Origin of the sequence: Paenibacillus sp. FSL H8-0548, assembly GCF_038630985.1 — a bacterium.
Taxonomy (GTDB): domain Bacteria; phylum Bacillota; class Bacilli; order Paenibacillales; family Paenibacillaceae; genus Pristimantibacillus.
The window spans coordinates 1,735,953-1,761,160 of the sequence record NZ_CP152049.1; the positions used below are offsets into that span (position 1 = coordinate 1,735,953).

Annotated in this window: 20 protein-coding genes; 11 read left to right on the forward strand and 9 right to left on the reverse strand. The window is 45.8% G+C overall.

What is annotated here, in order from left to right:
* Nucleotides 1–83 precede the first annotated feature (83 nt).
* Nucleotides 84–2,519, forward strand: coding sequence for an EAL domain-containing protein (locus MHI37_RS07375; protein ID WP_076334395.1), 2,436 nt, complete (start codon nucleotides 84–86; stop codon nucleotides 2,517–2,519).
* 249 nt (nucleotides 2,520–2,768) lie between these two features.
* Here MHI37_RS07375 and MHI37_RS07380 read toward each other — a convergent pair whose 3' ends face one another.
* Nucleotides 2,769–3,575, reverse strand: a complete 807-nt coding sequence (locus MHI37_RS07380) for a Cof-type HAD-IIB family hydrolase (protein ID WP_076334393.1) — start codon at nucleotides 3,573–3,575, stop codon at nucleotides 2,769–2,771.
* Nucleotides 3,576–3,790: 215 nt separating this feature from the next.
* Between MHI37_RS07380 and MHI37_RS07385 the strand changes: the two genes are divergently transcribed.
* The 3 genes from MHI37_RS07385 to MHI37_RS07395 all read left to right on the forward strand — a co-directional run bounded on the left by MHI37_RS07385 (nucleotide 3,791) and on the right by MHI37_RS07395 (nucleotide 6,104).
* A complete protein-coding gene (locus tag MHI37_RS07385; RefSeq protein ID WP_076334392.1) occupies nucleotides 3,791–5,215 on the forward strand; it encodes a S41 family peptidase in 1,425 nt (474 codons plus the stop codon).
* A 59-nt stretch (nucleotides 5,216–5,274) separates the two neighbouring features.
* Nucleotides 5,275–5,505, forward strand: coding sequence for a DUF1450 domain-containing protein (locus MHI37_RS07390; protein ID WP_342556541.1), 231 nt, complete (start codon nucleotides 5,275–5,277; stop codon nucleotides 5,503–5,505).
* Between the two features lie 95 nt (nucleotides 5,506–5,600).
* Nucleotides 5,601–6,104 (forward strand): ferritin, encoded by a 504-nt coding sequence (locus MHI37_RS07395; protein ID WP_076334581.1) that lies wholly within the window; start codon nucleotides 5,601–5,603, stop codon nucleotides 6,102–6,104.
* An 850-nt stretch (nucleotides 6,105–6,954) separates the two neighbouring features.
* Here MHI37_RS07395 and MHI37_RS07400 read toward each other — a convergent pair.
* On the reverse strand, nucleotides 6,955–7,941 hold the full coding sequence (locus tag MHI37_RS07400; protein WP_076334390.1) for an HD domain-containing phosphohydrolase: 987 nt from the start codon (nucleotides 7,939–7,941) through the stop codon (nucleotides 6,955–6,957).
* An 18-nt stretch (nucleotides 7,942–7,959) separates the two neighbouring features.
* A complete protein-coding gene (locus MHI37_RS07405; RefSeq protein WP_306010647.1) occupies nucleotides 7,960–10,194 on the reverse strand; it encodes a UvrD-helicase domain-containing protein in 2,235 nt (744 codons plus the stop codon).
* A 67-nt stretch (nucleotides 10,195–10,261) separates the two neighbouring features.
* Here MHI37_RS07405 and MHI37_RS07410 point away from each other — a divergent pair, with 67 nt between their 5' ends.
* From MHI37_RS07410 to MHI37_RS07420, 3 genes are all read left to right on the forward strand, one after another.
* On the forward strand, nucleotides 10,262–10,822 hold the full coding sequence (locus MHI37_RS07410) for a GNAT family N-acetyltransferase (RefSeq protein WP_076334389.1): 561 nt from the start codon (nucleotides 10,262–10,264) through the stop codon (nucleotides 10,820–10,822).
* Nucleotides 10,823–10,926: 104 nt separating this feature from the next.
* Complete coding sequence (locus MHI37_RS07415) at nucleotides 10,927–12,219, forward strand: MFS transporter (RefSeq protein WP_076334388.1); 1,293 nt, start codon at nucleotides 10,927–10,929, stop codon at nucleotides 12,217–12,219.
* Nucleotides 12,219–14,183: a glycosyltransferase family 39 protein gene (locus MHI37_RS07420; protein ID WP_076334387.1), complete on the forward strand. Its 1,965-nt coding sequence runs from the start codon at nucleotides 12,219–12,221 to the stop codon at nucleotides 14,181–14,183. Before MHI37_RS07415 ends, MHI37_RS07420 begins: the two co-directional genes overlap by 1 nt.
* A gap of 8 nt (nucleotides 14,184–14,191) precedes the next feature.
* Here the strand turns inward: MHI37_RS07420 and MHI37_RS07425 are convergent, their stop codons facing one another.
* Nucleotides 14,192–14,527 carry a DUF1904 family protein gene (locus tag MHI37_RS07425; protein ID WP_076334386.1) on the reverse strand — a complete coding sequence of 112 codons (336 nt, stop codon included), beginning with the start codon at nucleotides 14,525–14,527 and terminating at the stop codon, nucleotides 14,192–14,194.
* Between the two features lie 77 nt (nucleotides 14,528–14,604).
* Nucleotides 14,605–15,531, reverse strand: a complete 927-nt coding sequence (locus MHI37_RS07430; RefSeq protein WP_076334385.1) for an RluA family pseudouridine synthase — start codon at nucleotides 15,529–15,531, stop codon at nucleotides 14,605–14,607.
* 190 nt (nucleotides 15,532–15,721) lie between these two features.
* On the opposite strand from MHI37_RS07430, the gene MHI37_RS07435 reads away from it, so the two are divergent.
* Both MHI37_RS07435 and MHI37_RS07440 read left to right on the forward strand, forming a co-directional pair.
* Complete coding sequence (locus MHI37_RS07435; RefSeq protein ID WP_076334384.1) at nucleotides 15,722–17,275, forward strand: stalk domain-containing protein; 1,554 nt, start codon at nucleotides 15,722–15,724, stop codon at nucleotides 17,273–17,275.
* 171 nt (nucleotides 17,276–17,446) lie between these two features.
* Complete coding sequence (locus MHI37_RS07440; protein ID WP_076334383.1) at nucleotides 17,447–19,339, forward strand: B12-binding domain-containing radical SAM protein; 1,893 nt, start codon at nucleotides 17,447–17,449, stop codon at nucleotides 19,337–19,339.
* 80 nt (nucleotides 19,340–19,419) lie between these two features.
* Here MHI37_RS07440 and MHI37_RS07445 read toward each other — a convergent pair whose 3' ends face one another.
* The 3 genes from MHI37_RS07445 to MHI37_RS07455 form a co-directional block, all read right to left on the reverse strand.
* Nucleotides 19,420–20,394, reverse strand: coding sequence for a type I phosphomannose isomerase catalytic subunit (locus MHI37_RS07445; RefSeq protein WP_256709309.1), 975 nt, complete (start codon nucleotides 20,392–20,394; stop codon nucleotides 19,420–19,422).
* 80 nt (nucleotides 20,395–20,474) lie between these two features.
* Complete coding sequence (locus MHI37_RS07450; RefSeq protein ID WP_076334382.1) at nucleotides 20,475–21,053, reverse strand: class I SAM-dependent methyltransferase; 579 nt, start codon at nucleotides 21,051–21,053, stop codon at nucleotides 20,475–20,477.
* A 69-nt stretch (nucleotides 21,054–21,122) separates the two neighbouring features.
* Nucleotides 21,123–22,079 (reverse strand): TIGR01212 family radical SAM protein, encoded by a 957-nt coding sequence (locus tag MHI37_RS07455; protein ID WP_076334381.1) that lies wholly within the window; start codon nucleotides 22,077–22,079, stop codon nucleotides 21,123–21,125.
* 280 nt (nucleotides 22,080–22,359) lie between these two features.
* Here MHI37_RS07455 and MHI37_RS07460 point away from each other — a divergent pair, with 280 nt between their 5' ends.
* Together MHI37_RS07460 and trmB are read left to right on the forward strand one after the other, a co-directional pair.
* The gene (locus tag MHI37_RS07460) at nucleotides 22,360–22,569 is read left to right on the forward strand and encodes a hypothetical protein (RefSeq protein ID WP_076334380.1); all 210 of its coding nucleotides are present in this window, start codon (nucleotides 22,360–22,362) and stop codon (nucleotides 22,567–22,569) included.
* A 932-nt stretch (nucleotides 22,570–23,501) separates the two neighbouring features.
* Nucleotides 23,502–24,269 carry a tRNA (guanosine(46)-N7)-methyltransferase TrmB gene (gene trmB / locus MHI37_RS07465; RefSeq protein ID WP_076334379.1) on the forward strand — a complete coding sequence of 256 codons (768 nt, stop codon included), beginning with the start codon at nucleotides 23,502–23,504 and terminating at the stop codon, nucleotides 24,267–24,269.
* Here the strand turns inward: trmB and MHI37_RS07470 are convergent.
* Nucleotides 24,266–24,838 (reverse strand): phosphatase PAP2 family protein, encoded by a 573-nt coding sequence (locus MHI37_RS07470; RefSeq protein WP_076334378.1) that lies wholly within the window; start codon nucleotides 24,836–24,838, stop codon nucleotides 24,266–24,268. The two genes, trmB and MHI37_RS07470, sit on opposite strands and share 4 nt — an antisense overlap.
* Nucleotides 24,839–25,208: the final 370 nt, after the last annotated feature.

Here is a 25,208-nt window from a genome sequence, read left to right on the forward strand (position 1 = left end):
ATCAATATTTTATTATAGCAATCATGTATAATGAAAATGTACTTTGACAACAGCAAAAAGACATAGAGATAGAGGGGGATTAAATGGAGCATGTTCATGGTTCTTATGATAGTTTATTAGTTTTATTTTCCTATCTTATAGCAGTTATGGCCTCCTATACGGCGCTTGATCTAGCAGGGAGGGTAAATAGTTCGAATGGGAGCATTAGGCTTGGATGGTTGTTATTTGGGGCAGCCTCTATGGGAATGGGAATATGGTCGATGCATTTTGTGGGCATGCTCGCATTAAAACTTCCTATAACGATTAAATATGATCTGATCATTGTATTGCTCTCGGTTTTTGCAGCAATTGGGGCAGCGTTTGTAGCACTGTATGTCGTGGGCAGAGGCGAGCTGAAGAAGTCACAGCTGATCATCGGCGGTTTGCTGCTTGCGGCGGGCATTTCCATTATGCATTATGTCGGGATGGCAGCGATGCTCATTCCTATAACCTATAATCCGGCTATATTCCTGCTGTCTATATTAATAGCAGTATGTGCTTCGATAGCTGCTTTATGGCTTTCCTTTTATTTCCGCAAAGGCGGCGAGCGCGGAGAGCTGTGGAAGAAACTTGGAAGCGGAGCCATTATGGGTGCGGCGATCGTAGGAATGCACTATACAGGCATGATGGCGGCTAATTTTCATAACAGCAGCAGACCTGCTCTTTTTTACGGTGTTTTTTTGGAACAACAATGGCTTGCTTATGTGATTGCAGGGGGCATATTCTTTACATTAAGCTTGTCCTTATTCGGAATATACATATCGAAACGGCTGGCTCGCAAAGATTCTGAAATAGAGCAAAGCGACAAGTGGTACAGATCTTTGTACGAAAATAGTCAGGACGGCATCGTATCGGTGGATTTGCAATATAAGGTCATCAGCCATAATTCGATTGCGCTGCAAATCACAGGCTACAGCAGCAAAGAAGTAATGAATCAACCGATTTCCACACTATATGGGATCATTCCAAGTGAGATGCATGAACAGGTTATACAGATGTTTCAACGGTCGTTTAATGGCGAAACTGTAAATCACGAAACCGCAATTATTCGTGCAGATGGAAAACGTTTTGATTTAAGCGTTATCAATGTTCCTGTTCTTGTTGAAGGGAAAGTAGTTGGAATCTATATCATCTTTAAAGATATTACTGCAGAGAAGCAAGCGACACGGAGAATTAATCATATGGCCTATCACGATGAGCTTACGGGCTTGCCTAATCGCCGCATGTTCAATCAAAGCATCGTACAGGCGATAGAAGAGAGCAGCAGCAGCAAATCATCCTTTGCCATCATGGTGCTTGATATCGACCGTTTCAAAATGATCAACGACTCGCTTGGCCATACTGTTGGCGATCAATTTCTACAAGAGGTAAGCAGCCGAATTAAGCAAACGATATCTGGGCATAACATCATGCTTGCGCGTATTGGCGGGGATGAATTCACCCTGCTTTGCCGAGATTATGAATCAGAACAGGAGATTGAGGTGCTGGCCAGCAGCATTATAAGCTGTATTCAAGCTCCTTATCGGCTTAAAGAAAGTGACTTCTTTGTATCAGCGAGTATCGGCATCGCTCTATTCCCAATCCATGGCGAGAACGAGATACAGCTTTTGAAAAATGCGGATACAGCGATGTACGAGGTGAAGAAAAAAGGGAAAAATGACTTTCAGTTTTTTACTGCTGAGCTCAATCAAAAGCTCCAGCAGAAGATTGAATTAGAAGGTGATTTGAGAAGGGCAATTGAGCGTGGAGAGCTGCTGCTGCATTATCAGCCGCAAATTCGGACAGAGGATCGAATGATGATCGGGATTGAAGCGCTGATACGGTGGGAGCACCCTGATAAAGGCATGTTGTCACCTGCGCTCTTCATACCGATTGCAGAAGAGACGGGGCTCATCTATGAGATTGGATCATGGGTTCTGAGAGAAGCTTGCTTGCAAATGCGCAAATGGCATGACGAGGGTGGTCCGTTAATTCCCATTTCCGTCAACCTATCCTCGCAGCAATTCCATCAGACTAACTTGGCGGAATATATTATGTCTATTCTGGAGGAGACAGGGCTCGAGCCAGCTTATTTGGAGCTGGAAATAACGGAAAGCATGATGATGGATGCAGAGGTGTCCAGCAGTATTTTGAATCAGCTGAATGACTACGGCATTCGAATCAGTCTGGATGATTTTGGGACAGGCTACAGCTCATTAAGCTATTTAAAGATGTTCCCTATTCATAAGGTCAAAATTGATCGTTCCTTCATTCGTGAGATTACGGAAAACAACAATGATCGAGCTATTGTTTCAACGATTATTGCAATGGCGAAGCATTTGAACATGGAGGTCATTGCCGAGGGAATCGAAACGAAGGAGCAGCTTGATATTTTGACAGACAATTCTTGCAGCAAAATCCAAGGCTATTACTTCAGCAAGCCGCTGTCTGCCGTTGATGTAGAGAATTCGTTCTTCATACCGAGGCGTGTAGCCAAATAACGAACTAAGCACGAGCGGCAAATACATGCTTTGCCACGCTGATCAGCTGGCAGCTGTTTCAGCAGCTCTTCTGGAAACTTTTCATGAAAGCACCAGCAATCCGCCTGTCCTTCGCTAACGGCTTTGATTCCACATTCATTCGGTTGATTGCAAAGGGGACAATTCATAGTCTCTAAGCTCCTTATGGTATAGAAACAGCCCTTTCGCTTCAGGCGAAGGGCTGTTTGCATAGTTACCCTCGATTTCAAGCTAAACTGTTGATGCATGAAGCACAAACTTCTCGATCACATGCTTAACGCCTTCTTCATTGTTTGACAACGTTACATAATCAGCAATATCCTTAAGTGATTGAACAGCGTTGCCCATCGCTACGCCGAGCCCGGCAGCAACAATCATTTCATTGTCATTCCACGCATCGCCAAGCGCAATCGTTTGATCCATCGTACAGCCGAGATGCTCCGCCATAAACCGGAGGGCATGTCCCTTTGTTCCTTCTTTATGCATAAATTCCAAGTAGTGTGCCTTTGATTTTGTAATATGGACACGATCGCCAATAAGCGGCTTTAGCTCCTCCGCAATCCTATCCAGACGAGCGGGATCATCGATGATAAGCATTTTGTTCATTGGAAAATCGAGCAGTTTATCGAAATCAGGCTCTATTTTGTAAGGGATGTTGACGAGCTCGGAATACTTCCTAATTTTATCGTTATCCTCAGTTGCATAAAGCTCATCGTCCACATACAGCTGCAAATGGAGACCATTCGCTTCAACATAGGCATAAAGCTCCTTAGCCGCGTCGATAGGCACATTTCTTTCGTACAGCACCTGACCGTCGAGCAGAGTTTTGACGAGGGCTCCCTGATAAGTAATAATAGGAACATTGAGTTCGATTTGATTAGCGATCTTTTGGGCCGAAGCATACATGCGTCCTGTTGCCAGTGTGACGGTTACGCCTTGCGCAATAGCAGCCCGAAGCGCGTGCTTCGTGCCTTCCGTTACCGTCAGGTCATCCGTTAATAAAGTATCATCAACATCAATAGCGATTAATTTATACATGCTAGCGGTGAAGCTCCTCTCCAGCTCTTTATATTTAATATTAGGTTGATTGTAGCTAAAATGTACCGCACATACAAGAGTATGTGCCAGCTTTCGAAGTAAGTTTTGCTTTACAAAACTAAGCGTATGCTTTCGAAGTAAGTTTTGCTTCACAAAACTAAGCGTATGCTTTCGAAGTAAGTTTTGCTTCACAAAACTTTGTAGGAGATGAACAGATGAATCAATTTACATCAGCGGCTGCGAAACAGCGAATTATAATGCTCAGCGTATTCGGAGCGATTTTGTTTATGGCATTGGGCTTTACTTTAGGCATTGTGTGGATGGGCAATCGCTATCCGATGCTGTCCGAGCCGGTGTTTAAGCAATTTACAGCATCCTACAACAAAATTTTGGATGATTATTTAAACGGTGCTGAGCCTAGTAAACTTATTAACGGTGCGGCAGAAGGCATGGTTGCCTCGCTTGAAGACCCTTACTCTCGTTATTTGTCAGGTAAAAAGGGCGATGCGTATACGCAATCCTATGAAGGCCAAATATACGGAATCGGTGCTGAAATACGAGAGGAGGAAGGACAGTTTGTCATTTCCGGGCTTACGAAGGGCGCACCTGCCGAACGCAGCGGCTTACAGGCGGGTGATATCATTATCTCGGTAGATAAACAGGAGCTGCGCGGAAAAACGTTTGATGAGCTACTGGGCGTCATTAGAGGCGAAGAAGGAACAGAGGTTTCGCTCCAAATTCAAAGGCCGAGTCAGACAGAGCTAATATCGCTTACACTGAAGCGGGAAGCCATTCCGGTACATACGGTAACCTCTGAGCTGCTTGCAGGCGGCATAGGCCATGTGACGATCAGTCGTTTTGCTGAAAAAACAGCGGAAGAATTTAAAGCTGCGCTAGACGAGCTTCAAAAGTCAGAGCCGCTCAAAGGTTTGCTGCTCGATATGCGTTCTAATCCCGGCGGCTTGCTGCAGCCCACGATTAGCATTGCAAATACGCTCATTCCGAAGAATAAAATTATTTTGAACGTTGTGTATAAAAACGAACGTCAGACGGTTACTTATAAGTCGAAGCAGCAGAAGGAGTGGACGATCCCTATTGTTGTCCTTGTGAATGGGCAATCGGCTAGCGCGAGCGAAGTGCTGACTGCTGCTTTGAAGGAATCGGCAGGGGCAGTCGTTGTCGGAGAGAAGACGTACGGCAAAGGTGTCGTTCAGGCATTTAATCAATTTAAGGATGGTTCCGTTCTAAGTTTAACGGAAGCGCAGTGGAAGACGCCAGGCGGCACTTGGATTAACAAAACAGGTGTATCGCCAGACTTTGCTGTAGCTCTTCCCGCTTACACACAGCTAAGCCCACTTGCTATTGGTACGGACATGAAGCTTGGGAGCTATGGGGAGGACGTGAAGACGCTGCAGCTGATGCTGAAGGAGCTCGGCTACGCGCCGACCGGTGAAGAAGGAATGTTCGATGAGGAGACGTCCGTGGCGATAAGCAAGTTTCAAGAGGAGGAGAAGCTGGAGGCTACGGGCAGTTTTAATGACAAGACAGGCTACCGGCTTCTGGAGAAGCTTCGCGAGAAGCTTGCGCGTGAGGACAGTCAATTGATTAAAGGGATCGAGATTCTGGAAAATCGTAGTTGACAATGGAGATGATAATCATTATCATCAAGAGGTAAGTTAATCCTTCGTTGCGCTGCGGGGTGAATCGATTGAAGAAGATCAAGTATTGCAAACGGAATTTAAAGAACGGCTTGGAACCGATTTATAAAGCAATGAAAAATCGTTATCCGGATATTAAGCAGAAGAAAAGTGATTGCCTTGGCGACTGCAGGACCTGTAGGCTAGAGTGCTTCGTCGTCATTAAGTCGAAGACGGTTAGCGCACCGTCGGCAGAAAAGCTCTACAAACGATTAAAAAAGTTGATTGGATAAACGATAAAATCGGATAAATTTACAAGAACGGCATTTGCCGTTCTTTATTTTTATGTTAGAATAAGTACAATCTAGGAAAGCTGAGGTGCATGAGCATGAATGATGGACTAACAGAAGCGTTAAATGAACAAATGAATTTTGAATTTTATTCAGCGCATGTATATCTGGCTATGGCTGCGTATTGTTCTGGTGAGAGTCTTGATGGTTTCGCGAATTTTTTCATCGTACAAGCTGAAGAAGAACGGTTTCATGCTATGAAAATATACAAGTTTCTGAACGACCGCGGACGCCGTGCTAAGCTTGCCGCACTTGGAGAGCCGAATAACAACTATGTGTCGATTTTGGATGCATTTGAGCACGGCTATGCACATGAACAAGAAAATACAAGACGCTTCTATAACTTGTCTGATCTGGCGATTAGTGATCGTGAGCATGCTACGATTAACTTCCTCAAATGGTTTATTGATGAGCAGGTTGAAGAGGAAGCGCTGTTCGATAACATTATTCACAAACTTAAGCGTATCGACAAAGACAGCAATGCTTTCTATATGCTGGATGCGGAGTTTGCAGCACGCTCCTTTACAGCTCCGGCACTGTAGTTTTTTATGCAATAAATGAAATAGAGGCTGCAGGTGAAGTAGAGATTTCTACTTCATCTGCAGCCTCTTGTTTATTGTCTTAACGAGCTTGAATTATAAACCTATGGCAAGGAAAAATAACGACCTGCATGTCGAATAAGATAGAAAATAATTCGAACAGGCGGGGATGAAGTTGGAAAACCAGTCAAGGACATCGCCGATTTCTTTGGTTCAACTTATATACTTAGGTTACTTAGGTTACTTAGGTTAGTTAGTGTAGGGAATAGCGCGATAGGACGAGGCTACGCTGCAGTTTGTACAACGTAATCGACATTAATTGCCTGACTCGATACGTACACTGTAGTTTGTGCAATAGAATGCCGATTCTAGGGCGATATTCGTTGGTTTGGAGCTAAATCTCCTGCAATAGTACAATGTAGCCATCAGAAACAGCTCTCATGTAAGGTTTCTATTGTACTAAGTGCAGGCTACGCTGCTTCTCCTTAAACGATATAACTTGACTTGAAAATGAAGATTTAGCGAAGCGAGAAGATCGTTCTGGAGAAACGAAGTGTTCGCCTTTGCAGCCATATTCTTACCTTTAAGTGTCTTAGGAAATCAAAGAATCTGGCTGCAACAGCGATAGTAAGAATGATCTACTCGCGCAGCGACCAAAACGTAAATGTTTAGTTCAACTTATATATAAGATTTAGCGAAGCGAGAAGATCGTTCTGGAGAAACGAAGTGTTCGCCTTTGCAGCCATATTCTTACCTTTACATGTCTTAGGAAATCAAAGAATCTGGCTGCAACAGCGATCGTAAGAATGATCTACTCGCGCAGCGACCAAATTCAACTTATATAGATGATTGCTTACTCCATAAGTGCAAGGAATGAATCGACAAGCTCAGGATCAAAATGCTGTCCGCGCTGCTCGCTAATATAGGATAAAGCTCGTTCCTCTGACCATTTTTCTTTGTATGGACGAATGCTTGTCAAGGCATCGAACACATCGACGATGCTCACGATTCGAGCTTCGATAGGAATGTCCTCACCGTATAGCTGATGCGGATAGCCGGAACCGTCCCATTTTTCATGATGGTATAATATGATGTTTTTTCCCAGCTTCAGCTCTTGGGTAAATAGCTCGTCGTTTAGCTCTGAATAAATCTTATCAATGATGTCTACGCCAATTTGTGTATGCATTTCGACGATGTTGCGTTCATAGTAAGCCAGAGGCCCGGGTTTGTATAAAATGCCTTCCGGAATGCCAGATTTACCGATATCATGCAAAATGCTTGAATGTGCAATTCGGTTTACCAGCTCCTCCGGCCAGCCAAGCTGCAGTCGTTCATTATGAAAGTGGGTAAATCGTTCTGTGAGCTCACGAACGCGGACTAGATGCTGTTCGATGCCGGGGTCGCGAATTTCACATGAAATGGCAAGCACCTTCAGCATTGAGCTTTGAATGGAGCCGATACGCTCCTCAGGCAGATAGAAGCCGCTTTTTAGCTTCTCTAGTTCACGAAAGATGCCGATATAATACATTTTTCCGTTCATTTCCAGCGGTGTTATCGTAATGGAGGAATGCCAGATGCTGCTGTCCCTTCGCCGATTAGTAAATACACCAGACCATGGCAAGCCTTGTTGAAGAGCCAGCTTCATTTGGTCATGAGTATCCTTTGGCGTATAGGACGTTCTCAAAATGCTCGCTCGCTTTCCGATAATTTCATCTAACATATAGCCCGTAATTTTCTCGTACGCTGGATTTACAGCTAATATATAATGCGCTTCATCTGTAATGATGACAGCATCGGCTAGCTTTAGGTACGGATCTAGCTGTTCAGTTTCGCTGTTCATGCTGTTAGGTTCGACTCCTTAATTCTTTTTCCTAGGCAATAGCTTTGTTCCATGCTCCATACTGGAGTTGCAAAGCGGGCATGCCCTTGACTCTGCTTGTGAGTCCTCATAGGTAATAATGCGCTGCCATACTTGGCAGGTACTGCTTGTACAAAGCCATGCAAGAACGGAATCGGCTTCACCGTCCGCTTCTTGCTCTGTGATGAAAGCAGAACGGATGAAGCGAGACAGCTCGGCGGGCTTTCCGCGGTAAAGAGCTGGCGAGCTAATGTACAATTCCTCTTGTGCTCGTGTAACCGCAACATAGGCGAGTCGCCGCTCTTCCTCAAGTGCTTCTGAGAGAGCATCATCACCTGTCTGGATGGAGGTGCGGTCACTATGTTTATCGGCAGCGAGCGCAGAGCTATGAGGCATGATGCCTTCCGAGGCTCCGAGCACGAACACGACAGGGAATTCGAGCCCCTTGGATTTATGAATCGACATAAGCGAAATGGCACTGCGGCTTTTCCCATGCTTCTGGAGCCTCTGAGCAGCAGCGTGCTTGTCCGTAATATCATCTATATAGACTAAGAAAGCTTCAATCGTATCATAGGTGCTTGCCGCAGCCTCGAACTCATCGAGCACTTCCTTTAAGCCTTCTTTGTGCTCGGTCATTTCATGACGCTTGCTAGTTTCGAGATATTGATCATAAAAGGCTTGGCGGAGCTGCATAATAGCGGCAGAAGGTTTTGTATCCGTCAACGATTTAATGAGCTTGATACGCTCTTTGATTTTATCTTTTTGAAATTCCTTCAACTGCGGGAATTCAAGTAAATGAATAAGCGGCCACTTCTTTGCGCGCAGCTTATCCTGATTCCAGATGAAGGCCATTGCCTGCTCACGGTTGACATAAAGCGAAGGCAATAAAATTTCCATGGCATCAAAATTACGTCTCTCCTGTACCAGCCTTAAGTGTGCTAGCAGCGGCTTTATCGCCCATTGATCATAGAAGAGCTGGCCGTCGCCATAATCGACGAAAGGAAGCTCCCTTGTCAGCAGCAGTTCAACAAGTGCTCTGCTGCTGCTCGCTGTGCGGAACAATACAGCAAAGTCTCCGAAGGAGCGATTGCCTTGTTCAGTCTGCAATGTTATGGTGTCGGCAATGAGTCTCGCTTCCTCCTGCGTTGTTTTGAGCCGCGCATAGGAGGGATTAACGCCCTGTGGCTTGACGGCTAGCAGCGTCTTCTCTTTGCGCAGCTTGTTATATTGTATAATCGCGTTGCCAAGTCCGACGATGGAGCTGCTCGAGCGGTAGTTAATATCCAGTATGTAAGTAGCTGCTCCCGGGTATTGATGCTCGAAATTCAAAATATAATCATTTTTTGCGCCATTGAAGGAATAGATGGTCTGATCGTCATCACCTACAACCATCAGGTTGCGATGCTTGTCCGCAAGCATTTGAACGAGCACGTACTGGACTTGATTCGTGTCTTGAAACTCGTCAATCATCACGTATTGAAATCGTCGTTGCAGCGTAGCGAGCAGCTCTTTATCAGTCTTAAGCAGCTTGTAGGCCTCAAGCAGAAGATCATCGTAATCCAGCTTGCCGAGCTCAGTCTTCCATTGCTCGTAGCGGGTGAAGAGCAGCTTAAGCTCGCGTTCCTCGGTCGTTGATGAAGGCAGATCATTGATATTAATCATTTGCAGCTTAATAGCGGAGAGCTGAGCGAGCAGCGTTTCTGGCTCATAATCGTTTTTCAGCAGCAGCTCGCGCATAAGGCGCTTGAAAAAAATATGCTTTTGTCCAGTTTCGCCAAGAATGCCTTGGGTATAGCCGCGTCCACGCAGCAGCTGGAGACAGAAGGAATGGAACGTACGCGCCTCTACTCCGCTTGCTGCCTGAGCATCGAGAAAAGGAAACGAGCGAATACGGCTTCGCATTTCATCTGCTGCTTTTTTGGAAAAGGTCATTAGCAATAGATGTTTAGGCAGTACGCCCTTCACAGCAAGCAAATAAGCTGTTCGACAGACGAGCACCGAGGTTTTGCCCGAGCCGGCGCCTGCAAGCGTCAGTGCAGGTCCAGTATCGTGGCGAACGGCAGCAATTTGCGGCCGATTAAGTGAAATGCCGTACTGCTCCAAGCCTCGAAAAAAACCGCTGTCCTTTTCACTTTCATCGACAAGCTGACGGCTTGTCTTGGCTTCGGCAATGGCAGCGAGTGGGATATCGCGATTTCGAATGCCTATGGGTAAATTATAATAATGGTTACTCACTTTATCACCTACAGAAAAGTATATCCTTTCATTATAGCAGAACATAAAAAGAAAGAGGGAAGTCAACATGATTGAACCAGCGAGAAAAGAAGATGTACAAGAAATATTGCCTTTGCTGCTTGCAGCAATTGGACATATCGCCTACACATTAGCAGGAACTGAGGATCAGTCTGAAATGGAACAGATATTAGCTGATTTTTATATGCGCGAGGATAATCGGATCAGCTATAAGCATGTCATTGTTGATCGACGGGAGGATGGCATTGCGGGTATGCTGCTTAGTTATGGTGGAGATCATGCAGCAGCGCTAGACCTTCCTTTCGTTAATAGAAATGGCCGGGATAAAGGTGTGTATGCAGATGAAAGAATCGCTGTTGAAGCTCAAGAAGGAGATTATTATTTGGATTCGATAGCCGTTGCTGCGCGTTATCGAGGACAAGGAATTGCAACCGCATTAATAGAAGCATTCGGGCAAAAGGGCATGTTGGGAGGCTGCAAAAGGCTGTCTTTAATTGTTGAGCCTGACAATGAAAAAGCATATTCGCTTTACCGACGGCTGAATTTTACCGAGGATGGCTCGATTACGGTGAGCGGTAGTCGATATATTCGTATGGTGAAGCTGCTTTAATTCATTGTAAAGTTAATTATGGAATAAAAAGGGTTTCTACGGTAAGATGAAAGTGCTATAGCTATTATAAATAGACTTTTATCGTATCCGGGAGCGTGTTATTCATGTCCACTGCAAGCTTCAAATCGAAATTAGCGTACAGCTCGGGAAATCTATCCGTAAACTTAATTGCTCAAGCCTTCGCCTCCTACATCGTCTTTTATTATGTAGATGTGCTTGGCGTAGCGCCAGGCTTAATTAGCGTAGCAATGGTGATTCATGGGATTGTAAACGCGGTATTAAACCCTTTGTTCGGGCATATTTCCGATCGGACAAGCTCTCGCTATGGCAGACGAATTCCTTATATGATGTTCGGAATGGTGCCGCTTGCTGCATTGTTTACAGCTATTTGGTTTCCAATTGGAACAGGTATGGAAGTATTTTGGTACTTTTTAACGATCGTGCTGCTATATGATATTTTATTTGTTATGGTCGTGCTGAATTATTCAGCGCTGTTTCCTGAAATGTTCACGACGCTGAAGGAGCGGGCGATAGTATCCTCTTGGCGGCAAATGTTCGGGATCGTTGGCATGATTATTGGGGTGGCCTTGCCTCCTCTCGTGTACGGCAAGCTGGGCTGGGGACCAATGGGAGCGATATTTGCCGGAATTGCGCTGCTCTTCTTCATCATTATGGTGTCGGCCAGCAAGGAGAAAACCGTTATCAAGCGAGAAGAAATCGGCTTTCTCCAATCGTTGAAATTTACATTCTCAAATAAAGCATTCGTATTATTCGTACTCGGCAGCTTTTTTGTACAGTTCACGTTTGCGATGCTGCCTGCTGCTATTCCATTTTTCACTAAATATGTGCTGAGAGCTGGCGATGAAAGCAATACGATATTGCTAGGCGCTATCTTCGTAGCGGCTATTCCCTGCGTGTATCTATGGGGAAGATTGCTTCAGAAGTGGGGTGCCCGCAAAACGGTTATGATCGCGGTTAGCATTTATGCATTGGCGATGATTCCCTTCGTATTCGTGTCCAGCGTTGCTGCGGCTGCGATCGCTGCGGCTGCTATCGGCATTGGCCTTGCAGGGCTGCTTGTTTTGCTTGATGTGCTCCTATCGGAAATTATTGATGAAGATGAGAAGCGGACGAAGGTTCGCAGGGAGGGCATGTATTTTGGCATGAATGGATTTATCGTCAAATGGGGTGTCTCGCTGCAGGCTGTTGTGCTGGGTCTTATTCTGGAGCTTACAGGCTACAAGAAGGATGTAGTACAGGTGGAAGCTGCTGTGTGGGGAATCCGTTCGATGCTTAGCTTCATTCCGTTTATAGCCTTATTAATTGCAATTATTTTCTTTTTTCTATATCCGATTCGCTCTACTGACACTACGACAAGAAACGGTGATTTTAAATAATGACTCGTTTGTATGATGGGTTGAAACAGAATCGAATGCTCGTATTGCTGTTTCTTATCGGAGCAGCGGTGAGGGTAGCATACGCAGGCGCGATCCCTGGCGGCTTGAATCAAGACGAGGCTTCGATCGGCTATGAGGCCTATTCCATTTTGCATTATGTGATAGATCGCAATGGGGTAACGCTTCCTATTCATTTGATCTCGTGGGGGAGCGGCCAAAACGCGCTTTACGCTTATTTGTCCATGCCTTTCATTTATTTATTCGGATTAACTCCGCTGTCTGTTCGGATGGTTAGCATTTTGTTTGGGCTGTTAAGTATGGTTGTTTTCTATCTTATTGCTAAGCGGCTCTTTCTGGGAAAGCACGCAGTTGCTGCCGCGGCATTCTTCATTGTTATTTGTCCTTGGCATATCATGATGTCCAGATGGGCGCTTGAATCCAATATATTTCCTTCGGTCGTGCTGCTTGCCGTCTACTTTTTGTTTAAAGCGATCGAGAGGCCAAAATGGTTGATTGCATTCACAGCTGCGCTGGCCGCTTCACTGTACGCTTACGGCACGTCCTATTTTTTTATTCCGGTATTTGGTGCAGGCGTGCTCACGCTGCTTATAGTCGGGAAGACATTCACGCGGCGGGTGCTGCTATGGAACAGCATAGTCTTGCTTATTCTCGCTCTGCCGATAGGCTTGTTTCTTCTAATCAATAGGCTGAGCATGCCGACGGTCCAATTCCTTTTATCGATCCCGAAGCTTACGGTCCCTCGCGTGGAGCAAGTATCAAGCGCCTTCGAGGGTCATGCACTATCGAGGCTTGTGGAGCATTTGAAAGCTTTTATTAAGCTTTATACGACGCAAAATGATGGATTACTGTGGAATGCTATACCTAAATTCGGCTATATGTATCCACTCGCATTACCTCTAATCGTGATTGGGATTGTCTATGGCGTATATAAGCTGCGTAAGCAGTTTCGCATCGAGACCGCAGTTATCGCGATTTGGTTCGGTGCTGCCGTGCTGATGACGCTGATTACAGACGTAAACATTAATCGGATCAACATTATTTTTTACCCGACGGTATTTATAGCTGTCGCAGGCTTAATATGGCTTCATAAGCATATTAAGTATTCATTTATCGCTCTCATTGCTGCGTTTTCGATTTTTTTCATATTGTTTTGCGGAAATTATTTTACGACCTTTGCTAAGCAAATAAGCCCGCTTTTCTATGAGTCCTTTGGAGAAGCTATACAGTATGCGTCCGATGAAACGGATGGTTTGATTTATGTGACGGATCAAGTGAATATGCCTTATATTTATGTATTATTTTATGAGCGAATCGATCCACAGCATTTCCTTGATACGGTCGACTATATGAATCCAGGGGGAGAGTTTCAGTTTGTTCGATCCTTTGGGAGATACGTATTTGAGAAGCCGAAGCTAAGGACGGACGAGAACGCTGCTTATATTTTTAAAAATAACGACGCCATTCCGGATGAGAGCTCCGGCTATACGATCAAACGTTTTAAACATTATACGGTAGTTAGCGGCAAGGGTACGATTGAAGTACCAGAAGCTCATGTTTCATTTCAAAACGGCGGCTTTGAGGAAGGCTCGCAATATTGGTCGTTTACCGCTGGCGCAGGAATAGGATCAAATCGGCCATTCAGTGGTTCCAACCTCATGTATGTGGACCCCGGTCAAGCGCATGGCGCAGCGCAAACGTTCATAAGTCCGGAAGCTGGTCAATTCGTACTTACGGCAAAAGTTAGCTCGGATGCGGAGGGCGGCAGCGTTGGCATATCCATAAACGGAATCGATGCTGAGGAGCAAGCTGTCCCAGCACAAGTGGAATATACGTCTATTGAGCTGGGCGCAGTAACCGTTGCTGAGAACGACTTGGTCTCTGTTTATTTTGAGGGCGGAGCAAGCTGGTTAAATGTTGATGATGTGGAGTGGAAAAAGCGATGATTAGCTAATTACTCCGCTACTGGCTCGCCATTAATATAATAGCTGTCCTCGCGATAGGCATGAAATACGATTTCGATTTCGGATAACCCTAATTGAGCTACATATTTAGTGACAGCCTGTGCGAAGCGATTTCGTACCTGTTGACCTCGCTCGAACCAGCCAACCTCGATGAAGGCGAATGCAGCCTCTTCCGACTCGCTGCCGAAGACGCTGGTCGTATGGAGGCAGGACATTGTAAAGTTGTCAGTACCGCATTCGCATAAGGCGGCAAGCTCCATAGCAAGCGGGTTAGTTACGGTTTGCAGCTTCTCGGCGGGTACTCCGCGAAATAAGAGATGTGGCACATAAACAGCTCCTCTGTGGGTAGTTAGATTAAACAAGCATCGACCGCTGTATAGCTAGGGGGTCGATGCTTTTTCATTTATTCGTTTGAATGGAACGGCTTCAGAAACAGCTTCGGAATATCGGTTTCAAAACGGACCAGCTTGCCTGTAATCGGATGTGTGAAGGCGAGAACGCGAGCGTGCAAGCCCAGTCTGCCAATGATTCGAGTGCGAGCACCGTATTTTTTGTCGCCGACAACGGGGTGCCCAATATCCTCCATATGAACGCGAATTTGGTTTTTGCGGCCCGTTTCAAGATTAACCTCCAGCAGGGAGAAAGCTTTGCTTGTGCGGAGCACCTTATAATGCGTGATCGCATGCAGACCATCGTTCGGATAGGAACTGGAGTACATTTTGAGCGTCTTGCTTTCCTTGAGCCAGGAGCTAATCGTTCCCTGCTCTTTCTTGACGCTGCCTTCAACGAGCGCGACGTAGATTCGCTCTTGTACGGTATCCTGCCAGCTGTTTTGCAGCTGCTGCTGAATTGCCTCGCTCTTAGCGAACATCATTACCCCCGAGGTGTCGCGATCGAGCCGATGCACGACAAAAATCCGGTTTTTCGTATTTTCAAGTCTTACATGCGCCATGAGCTGACGATACGCAGTAATTTCATTTTCCGGTGCAGCGTCTGAGGAAATGGATAATAGGCCGGCATCCTTCTTAATGACAACAATATGCTCGTCCTCGAACAGGATCGAAAGCCCTTCAAAAGGAAGCTTTTCCTGCGGTCGTTCTTTGCCGACGATAACCGTCTGACCGGGCTGAAGCGGATAGTTGTAGGCTGTCGTTGATTTTCCGCCGACGGAAACCTGACCATGCGCGAGTATCGATTTTACGACATTGCGTCCTGCGCCTGAAATATTTTTTATGAGAAATGGAAGCAGCTCCATTGGCTCGGTAACCGGATAGGACTTGCTCTTATCTGCTTGTGATTGAGGAGCTCCGCGCTTTTTCCCCCTATGCATGCTTAAAAACCTCCTAGATTCAATGCTCCTACTATACCACGAGTGAAGGCATCAGTTCTAATCTTCTATTTGACTATTAAACCGAGGTCTATGAATCTCATTCTAATAGACAAAGTATTATTAGGAATGGTAGGATAAATGGTAGAAAAACAAAGTGGTTAAAATGGGAATAGTTGGAGGAAATTAACACGTGAAAACAAAAATAATGAAGTCTATGTTTACTTCGTTGCTTGCAGCTGGCTTATTGCTTGCTCCATTGCAAGGACTTGGCAACAGTACTGTTGCTGCAGCGAGTGCTGCAAACACGGCGGTTGCGTCCTCTGCTCAGCAATTACAAGTAATCGTTGATGGCAAGAAGCTTTCACTCTCCGCAGCGGCTTATGCAGAGAAAGGAGTTACCTTTGTTCCAATGCGTGATATTTTCACTGCTTTAGGAGCTTCTGTAACTTGGGAGAGTAAGACGGAAACGATAATCGGTCGTAAAGGAAATCAAACAATTTCTCTTAAAGTAGGCAGCAAACAAGCGGTTATCAATGGAAAAACAGTTAAGCTTGATGCGGCAGCCGTCGTACGTGGCGGGGTAACCTTTGTTCCTGTTCGCTTTATTTCCGAAGCGTTGAATGCGAATGTGAAATGGGACAGCGCCGTAAATGCAGTGAGAATCACTTCTGTAGAAGCTGCGCAACAGTTGGAGTATGATGCGTGGCTGAAGGAGCAGGCGAATCGGCCTACGTATTCGAGCAAAGAAATCGTTGATAAATATGATCGAAGCATCGTCCTTATTATGACGAATCGTGCACAGGGCAGTGGCATTGTTATTGGTGATAATCTGATTCTTACAAATTATCATGTCATTGCGGATGCAGCGTCGGCAACTGCACATACGATTAGCGGCAATGTGTTGAATATAGCTGGGGTTGTTAGCTTTGATGAGGATGCTGATTTGGCTATTATCAAAACTCAAACAGCAACCAATCTGCCTGCGATTGAGCTGGGCTATGGCTTTAGTTCCTATAAAGGCAGTAGAGTTATCGCAATTGGAAGTCCGTTAGGGCTGCAAAATACGGTATCAGATGGTCTAATCAGCAATATTACTTATGAGGATAGTATTCGGTATATCCAGACGAGCGCGCCTATTGATCACGGCAGCTCCGGAGGCGCCTTGTTTAACGAGTACGGTGATCTAGTAGGGATAACAACACTAGGCTACCCGAATACGAATGCGGATCTGAATTTTGCGGTATCCGTTATTCATGCAGCAAGTCTGAGCAGCGAAGTGACGAATGAAGCTATAGCTGCGGCAAAATTTTTGCCGTCGAGTCTTCCAGACACGCTGGTTGGCGCTCCATTGTCTGATATTGAGCAGTTGCTTAAGGATGAATATTCCGCTTTGTCGACAACAGAGGGGACGGCTGAATTCACTAAATGGGAAGCGAAGCGTGATTCCTCGGGATGGCTTGTTCTGACAGCTGATATTGACCCGTTGTTCTATATGTATTATGGTCCTGCGACAGCACAGGAGCTTCGGATGTGGGCAATTAACTTAGGGTATGAGTTCCACGCTCTACTGCCAGAGGATAAAGTTCAGGTTGTTATTTCGTTCCAGCGCGACTACGGATTTGAGCCGCGCGGCTTTGCAGCAGGCGAGGTTACGAACCTGGGCAATGAAAAATGGCGCGTTCGTTATCCGGTTATTGATATGCAGCTTAAGAACGAGCTGTTAATTAAGGTGAGAACACAATAGAGGATTTTTGGGGAGGTATTCTGCTGCTGCGTGATGCGGCAGGTAATGCCTCTTCTTTTTTTTGTTTTTTTTCTGTACAATAGAAGGCATCTTGCTGTGTGTGCTAGTAGTTTTTCGGAAAATGGGAATGAGCACAGGATAGGCAAATGCTTAAGTTAGAGAGGTTATGTTATGAAGGTTGTACTGTCTACATTAAATGCAAAGTTTATACACACTTCGCTTGCGCTGCGCTGCTTGAAGGCGTTTAGCGGCGACCGATTTGATATTGATATTGCGGAGTATACAATTAAGGACCCCGTCATGAATATCGTTTCGGATATTTTTTCGCGGAAGCCGGACGTAGTAGGGTTCTCCTGCTACATTTGGAACATCGAGGAAACGATTACGGTTATTAATATGCTGCGCAAAATCATGCCTGAAATTAAAATTATTCTTGGCGGTCCAGAAGTCAGCTATGATATGGACTATTGGATGGATCGCATACAAGAGGTTGATTTTATTGTGGTAGGGGAAGGCGAAGAGACCTTCCACCATTTGCTTACGGAAATTGAAGGAGATCACAAATACCATATGGTATTTGGGGTCACCTATCGGAAGCAGCGCGAGGATCGTGTGGAGGTGCTGATCAATCCCCCACGTCCGAAGCTGAATTTGAATGAGCTGCCATCGCCGCATCGCTTTGAAGAGGATATTCCTCACTTGGGCAGTCGAGTCGTCTATTTCGAAACGAGCCGAGGATGTCCGTTTAGCTGTCAGTTTTGTTTATCGAGCATCGAGGTCGGCGTCCGCTACTATGATATCGAGAAGACGAAGGCGGATATCTTGTATCTGATTGATAAAGGTGCGAAGCTGATTAAGTTCGTCGATCGAACTTTCAACATTAAACGTGACTACGCGCTTGAAATTTTTGAGTTTTTGATCAAGAATCATCAAGGCTGCGTCTTTCAATTTGAGATTACAGCAGATATTATGCGTCCAGAGGTGCTTGATTATTTGGCAGAGAACGCTCCTGCAGGCATCTTCCGTTTTGAAATTGGCGTCCAGTCCACGAATGATCCAACGAATGAAGCGGTGCAGCGACGTCAAAATTGGATGAAGCTGGTGCGCACCGTTATGAAGGTGAAAAACTCTCAAAAAATCGATCAGCATCTCGATTTGATTGCTGGATTACCTCTGGAGAACTATGATACGTTCCGCGGAACGTTTAACGATGTGTTCGAGCTTCGTCCCGAGGAGCTGCAGCTGGGCTTTCTCAAAATGTTGAGAGGCACTGGCCTTCGCCGTGAAGCGGACAAATGGGGCTATATTTATATGGATCGATCACCCTACGAGATGCTGGGCAATGATCTCATGCCATTTGGAGATATTGTACGCATTAAACGGGTAGAGGACGTTCTGGAGAAATATTGGAATGCTCACCGAATGGACCATACGCTGCTTTATTTGGTAGATCGGGTGTTCACGTCGCCATTTGATTTCTTTCAAGCATTCGGGGATTTCTGGGAGCGCAGCGGATGGCAGAAGATCGGCCATCAGCTTGAGGATCTGTACTCTCGTCTCTGGGCTTTTCTGGAGTCGCTGCCGTTGTCAGGAGAAAAGTCGATCGGTTCCTTGCCTTTGGTGCAGGAGGAGTCGGACAAAACAGCTGCCTCACTTGATGTAGTGTTAGCTGTAGCTGGTTCTCGCTTAGATTTCGATGTCGTGCTTGGGCTTATGAAATATGATTACTTTCTTAATCATAATTACAAGCCGCGTAAAACATGGTGGTCATCTAAGATGGACAAGCCGATCTGGAGCGGATGGCTCCGCCACTTAGCGGATAAGCCAGCCGAGGTATCAGCGGAATTCGCAGCACTCGGCTTCGGTGAGAAGGAGCTGCATAAGCATGCCGTTATTGAGAGGCTGCCCTTCGATCTCGCAACGTTCCTCGCAACCGGCGAGGTGGTGAGAGAGCGTCATACGCTGCTTGTCGTATTGTATGCATTGGAGGCAGGGAACTCGAAGCCGAAACCTCGTCCGTTCACGCTATCGATCGAAGTGGGCAGCGAAGTGCTTCAAAGCTAGCACAGCTTCATCTGTTGAATATACCAAAAAAACCTCCAGTACCACTTTTAAAGTGGGGCTGGAGGTTTTTCTTAATGCAGTTATGCAGGAACGACGCTGCGAAGCACTGTCAGGCTGCCTGAGAGCTCATACTCACCTAAGCTGGCAGGGAGCAGGAAGCATTCGCCGGCTTTGATGGACTGTTCGCCATCGTTCCATTTCAACTGGCCTTCACCTGCTGCAACGACGAGAATAACGAAGCTCTCGAGCGAGGTGGATAGCTGCCAAGGAGCGGCTACGATTCCTTTTTCAACGATAAAATAAGGGGATGTAGCGATGGTGAGCCACTCGCCAGCGACTGCGTTATCGGTTTTCATCCGCTGAGCGCCAGCGCCTTCATAGGCGATAACATTCAGCGAATCCTCGATATGAAGCTCGCGCAGCTGACCGTCAAGGCCAGGACGATCGTAATCATGCAGGCGATACGTGGTATCGGAGTTCTGCTGGATTTCAGCGACAACGACGCCAGAGCATAGTGCGTGAACAGTTCCCGCCGGTATATAAAATGCATCTCCAGCCTCAACAGATACCTCCTGTAGCGTATCCATAATGTGGCCCTCAGCTATAGCAGATTCCATAGCGGCGCGGTCGATGCCGTCCTTCAGTCCATAAATGATTTTGGCGTCTGGCTTCGCATCAAGAATGTACCACATTTCTGTTTTGCCAAGCTCACCGGCAGGCAAGCCTTCGTAAACGTCAGTAGGATGTACTTGAATAGATAGGTCATCGTTGCAATCCAGCAATTTAATGAGAAGCGGGAAACGTCCGTTTTTCTCAGAAAAACCTTTTGTACCGAACCAGATGGGTCCGTACGTTTCACGAATTTCGTCGAGGCCGACACCTGTAAGCTCGCCGTTCATTACTTTCGTCGTACCATTCGGGTGGTCGCCAATCATCCAGCCTTCGCCTATGGAGCCTTCAGGCAGATCAAGACCGAAGCCTTCTAGCGCACGGCCTCCCCAAATTCGCTCTTTCATTTCTGGCTTGAACTGTAATGGATAAGGTTTTATAGTCACTTCGTATCTCTCCCATGTCAATAATATGTATTTAATCTAATTGTACCTATATTGAGTCCAAAAGCATAGCCTGCCCATTCTCAGCGCTTCTCCACAGCGATAAGATAAGGAGCTGCGATCCGCTGAGTCTGACGGTAAATGACCGTTTGCGCTGCTCCTTGAGGCAGCTGTGCTGCCCAGCTCTCAACGGAAGCAGCTTCCTCTGCGCCTCCCGGATGCCCCGGATACAACACAGCTGTTATAATGCCGCCTGGCCGGAGCAGAGAAAGAGCTGCGTTTAGCGCTGCAAGCGTTGTGACAGGCTCCGTTATAATGGTCAGATCGCTGCTTCCCGGCAAATATCCGAGATTGAACATAATCGCTGATACATGGCCTAAGACAGCCGGATCAACCGCCTTCGCCATTTCAGAGTGATTCTCTAACAGAAGCTGCAGCTTAGGCAGATGCTCCTTGGCGAGGGAGGAGAGACGCTCTTGTGTTCGATCGAGCGCTTCCTGTTGGATATCGAAAGCATACACAATGCCACTCGGACCGACCAGCTTCGCAAGTGCCAATGTATCAACGCCTCCTCCAGCAGTTGCGTCAATGACGATATCACCAGGCGAGGTACGCTCGCTAACCCATTTGTGGGCCATGCTGAGCATGGATAGGAAGCCCATAAAGCTCCCCCTTTCTGTTGAACATTCTATTATTCGGCATAGGAGCTGGATGCAGATTGCTCATCAGACCTATGCCTCTGGCTGCCAAAGCTTGCCTTGCCAGGTGTTGCGACGTTTAAGCTCGTCATCGAAGGCGTTGAGCACTTCCCATTTCCTCAGGCTCCACATAGGCCCGATCAGCAGATCGCGTGGTGCGTCGCCAGTAAGCCGGTGGACGATCATTTTGGGCGGTAAAAATTCCAGGGTGTCGACAATTAGATTTACATACTCATCCTGTTCAAGGAATTGCAGCAGTCCAGCTTCATATTGACGCACCATTGGTGTTTTGCGCATGAGATGAAGCAGATGGATTTTGATGCCTTGTACGTCCATTTTAGCGACAGCGCGACCTGTACCTAGCATCATTTCATGCGTTTCCTGCGGAAGTCCGTAAATGATGTGCGCACATACGCGAATGCCGCGCTCGCGCAAACGGCGAACAGCATCTTCATAGCAGGCGGTATCATGTGCTCGGTTAATTAATTCGGAGGTTGATTCGTGCACGGTCTGAAGGCCCATCTCAACCCATAGATAGGTTCGCTCATTCAGCTCAGCCAAATAATCGACTACATCATCAGGCAAGCAATCAGGCCGAGTAGCGATCGACAAGCCGACAACACCGGGCTGCTGCAAAATTACCTCATAATATTCGCGAAGCTCCTCGACGGGAGCATACGTATTGGTATAAGCCTGAAAGTAGCCGATATACTGCGCGTCGGGCCATTTCTGATGCTGGCGATCACGTATCTTGTTGAACTGCGTAACGAGATCATCCCGTCTGCTGCCAGCAAAATCACCAGAACCGCGGGCGCTGCAAAATGTACAGCCGCCCTTGGCGATCGAGCCATCGCGATTAGGGCAAGTAAAGCCTGCGTCGAGCGTCACTTTGAATACTTTGCGGCCAAACTGCTCTCTCATTTCGTAATTCCATGTATGAAATCGTTTATCGCTCCAAAGCATGGGCTGCGACGTGTTTAATTCAATCATCGTTTTCCCCTTCTTTTCAAACGTACACCCTATATTTTAGCGAAAATCGAGTGGAAAAGCCACGGTTGTTCAAGGAATGAAGTTAGAACGTTCGGAAACCGCTTTTTTTGGAAATTATTTTAGAAAATGTGTGTTTTGGTCTTGCATAACCTTACATGAAGTGTTATATTAAAAGTGCGACAAAACAACAAATAAACCTGACATACCCGAATAGCAGCAATGTCCCTAGCACGTCGATAAAATGGTAATCGTATTACAATAAATCGATGAGGTGATTGAGATGAGCAACACAACAAAAATTCCACACGGCGACGACACAGTAACAGTTGAGCTAACCATTAAAGAATTGATGGCGCTTACAGGTGTCCGTTTTCACAATAACCATGGTATAGAAATATCGGCTCGCAAGAAGCTGAATGAAGTGCTGGTTGATAGTTATGAGCGCGATCAACAGCAAAACGGTCCTATTGACTACCAGCTTTTACTGTAAGCTGAGTGGAAGAACATATACGAATAACTAAGCCGTAGCGCCAATTGTTGGCGGCGGCTTTTTTTGAATACAGGCAAGTATAAGTTTCAAATGAAATACCACCTGAATTTCATTCAAATGCCGAACAAAATGATGTAATACTTATAGAAGATGAATTACTAATTAATGGAATATCTGTTCCTTTTGTTAGAAAAACAATAGAATATTCTACCGAACAGGCCAGGCGCTTACGAATGGATCAAGGATTGCCTTATGATCCTAGTGTGAGCGGTGGAGTAGCAGTAATACTGGAAAAGTTGGACTGAATACTGAATAAATGAAGTAGGCGAAGCGAGAAGATTGTTCTGGAGAAACGAAGTGTTCACCTTTGCGGCTCTTATTCTTATCTATAAATGTCTTAGTGAATATACGTTTCCCCCATATCGGCACATAATGCCGACTCGATGGTAAAATTAGTCTAATTTCTAGATCTAAATCCGTGAAATTAGCTCAAAACGCTGGAATAGGTCTAATTAATAGATCTAATCATCCGCATTCCCGCCAAATGGGGACATAATGTCCACTCCGCGGTGAAATAAGTCTAATTGCTAGATCTAAATCCGCCAATTTAGCTCAGAGCGCAGGAATAGGTCTAATAAATAGATCTATTCACACGCGCTCCCGCCACCATGGACACATCTCTCCTTAGCCCATTACTTGAGCCATCAACACGCTTAGTAAAGCATTCAAGATTTATGTCTCTAACTTGAAAGCCGCGGCTACATAAAACATAACTCTCACATTCATGTACAATTTTGCACGATGAAACCAAAATAGGAAAGCAAAAAACAGTTAAGCTTGTTCATTGCTCTTTACATTGCTCGCTTTCTTGGGCACAATAAGGACTAGTCTATTCGTTGCACCGTCTACGATAAATGGAGGAATCACTGCATATGCGTTTAAGAGGAAGAAAAGGGATACGTGAAAGCTTAGAGGGACAACCAGAGCTAGTCGTGCTGGATGCTGCCCCACACAAAGGAAAATGGCATGAATTTTTTGGCAACGACCACCCGATCTATGTAGAGCTTGGTATGGGCAAAGGGCGCTTCATTAGTCAAATGAGCGCGCGGTATCCGCATATTAACTTTATTGGTGTGGATATGTACGATGAGCTGCTTCGCCGCGCAAGCGAGAAAGCACGAATCATTTGGGAGCAAAAAGGGGAGTCACATCCGCCGAATCTTGCCCTGCTTCGGGCCAATATTGAAAATATTGAGACGATGTTTGCACCGGGAGAGCTTGAGCGGGTTCATCTGAATTTTAGCGATCCATGGCCAAAAAGCAAGCATGCTCGCCGCAGACTCACGCATCCGAGGCTCGTTGCCAAATATATCGAGCTGCTGAATGAGCGTGGAGAGATTCATTTTAAAACCGATTCGCAATCGTTGTTTGAGTTTTCATTGAACAGCTTTGCGGAGATGGAGCTTGTCATGCGCAATATTTCGCTTCATTTACACAAAGAAGGTCCCCGGGAGGACCTTGTGTTCACAGAATATGAGATGAAGTTTATGGAAAAAGGACAAAATATTTATCGAGTTGAAGCGGTTATCGGTACGGAAGCTTTGATGAAGCATCGTGAAGCGAAGCAGGAAAGACTGATTAAGGAAGAGGCTGAAGCAGTAGAAACGGAATCGAATGATTCCGAAGAAGAGGACAACTAATGAAGTCCTACTGCCGAACTAACCCATGAATAGTTGACCGCGAGAGCGGTCACTGTTCCGATCAAAGCGCCTGCCGCAACATCTGACGGATAATGCAGGCCCAAGTACAACCTCGACCAGCCAACCGAAACTCCGATGATTAGCACTATTGGCAGCATTACAGTGAACCATACGCCGCTTGTAAGCAAGATTGGGACAAGCCAAGCGAAAATCGCTGTCGTATGACCGGACGGAAAAGATGGATCTACAAGCGGCTTATGACCCGTATTCACATCAGGCAGCGCCTGATACGGTCGAAGCCGCTTGAATTTTTTTTTGACAATGGCAACCGGCAGATGGCTGATAATGACCGCAGTCAAGCATTGCCAGCCGGTAAGGCTCCATGGCGCAGGTGCTAATAATGCATATATCAAAGCGGTCGCAAGCGTAAAGGTGGCACCGCCCATATGTGTAACTGTGTTTAACCATTTGCCCAGAAGTCCGTGTTTTTTTCCTCCAGCAGGTCTTCGATTTGCCCAAATCAGCATTTTTTGCTCACTTATTTTCAGCCAATCCAACATTCGTTCCATCGCTGTTATTCCTCCTTAAGATGGCTAATTTCACCATAATGTAAACGCTTGATCCTCTCTAGAGAGGTATCGGCGCACATCAAGGTAAAATATAAGTCAACTGTAGATGTCAGCTTATATTTGCTTTTATTGCAACAAAACAATTTTAACACGTATTTGATAACGGAGCGTAAACAATTTCTTGTCCGATTATTAAGTTACGAAGTACGTATTATAACACATTTACATGGAGTTCATAGGATTGCACTCTTATGCATTGGAAGTATCGTTTCCTAACTGTCAAAAAATAGTTTTCGCAATGATCTATGATTACTGTTTAATAATGTGCAGTTGATGGTAAAACTGTAATGGACATATTTCAACACGTTGA